We start from the raw sequence: 1,384 nt of genomic DNA on the forward strand, positions 1-1,384 counted from the left end.
GGGATGGCGGGGGTCTTGGCGAGGATCTCGGAGACGGGGTAGCGGGACTCGCGGCGGACGGCCATGAAGATCCGGGGCATGACGGGGAAGTGGAACGCCATGTGGCACTCGTCGCCGCCGGAGGCGTAGTCGCCGAAGTAGTCGACGACGTCCTCGGGCCACTGGTTGGCCTCGGCGAGCAGGACGGTGTCGGGGTACTGGGCGTCGATCTCCTTGCGCACCCGCTTCAGGAACTCGTGGGTCGCAGGCAGGTTCTCGCAGTTCGTGCCCTCCTGCTGGTACAGGTACGGCACGGCGTCCAGGCGGAACCCGTCGATACCGAGGTCCAGCCAGAACTTCAGCGCGGAGATCATTTCCTCCTGCACCGCCGGGTTCTCGTAGTTGAGGTCCGGCTGGTGCGAGAAGAAGCGATGCCAGTAGTACTGCTTGCGTACGGGGTCGTACGTCCAGTTGGAAGCCTCGGTGTCGACGAAGATGATCCGGGCGCCCTGGAACTGCTTGTCGTCGTCGGCCCAGACGTAGTAGTCGCCGTACGGACCGTCCGGATCCCGCCTGGACTCCTGGAACCACGGGTGCTGGTCGCTGGTGTGGTTCATGACGAAGTCGATGATGACGCGCATGCCGCGCTGGTGGGCGGCGTCGACGAACTCCACGAAGTCGGCCAGGTCACCGAATTCGGGAAGTACGGCGGTGTAGTCGGAGACGTCGTAACCGCCGTCCCGCAGGGGTGACTTGAAGAACGGTGGCAGCCAGAGGCAGTCGACGCCGAGCCACTGCAGGTAGTCGAGCTTGGCGGTCAGACCCTTGAGGTCACCGACGCCGTCACCGTTGCTGTCCTGGAAGGAGCGGACGAGTACCTCGTAGAAGACGGCGCGTTTGAACCACTCCGGGTCCCGGTCCTTGGCGGGAGTGTCCTCGAACGTGTCCGGGACGGGCTCGTTGACGATCATATGGTGGGTGACCCTCCGATCTGCGGGGTGGACGGTCGCAGAACCGAGAAGACATGCGCGGGCCTGTGGCCAGGTTCGAGTCGCACATAGTTGGCCCTGCCCCAGTGATAGGTCTCACCGGTGAGCTCGTCGCGCACCGGCACCGACTCGTGCCATTCCAGGCCGAGTTGCGGCATGTCCAACGAGACCGTTGCCTCCTGGGTGTGGTGGGGGTCGAGGTTGGCGACCACCACAACCGTGTTCGATCCGCTCCGCTTCGAGTAGGCGATCACCTCGTCCTTGTCGACGTGGTGGAAGTGGAGATCGCGCAGCTGCCGCAGAGCGGGATTGCGGCGCCTGATGTCGTTGAGCCGGGTGATGAGGGGGGCGAGGGTGCGGTCCTCGCGTGCGGCGGTATCCCAGTCGCGGGGTTTGAGCTGGTACTTCTCCGAGTC

1 protein-coding gene and 1 pseudogene are annotated in these 1,384 nt (G+C 65.0%); both read right to left on the reverse strand.

Going from position 1 to position 1,384, the window contains the following annotated elements; translation table 11 throughout:
* A partial coding sequence (locus AC07DS_RS46300) for an alpha-amylase family glycosyl hydrolase (protein ID WP_450693275.1) occupies positions 1-950 on the reverse strand: 950 nt, incomplete at its 3' end.
* A pseudogene (locus AC07DS_RS46305) lies at positions 947-1,384 on the reverse strand (alpha-1,4-glucan--maltose-1-phosphate maltosyltransferase); the annotation flags it as partial. The gene AC07DS_RS46300 and the pseudogene AC07DS_RS46305, both read right to left, overlap by 4 nt.

It is taken from the genome of Streptomyces sp. NPDC044064 (genome assembly GCF_056434245.1).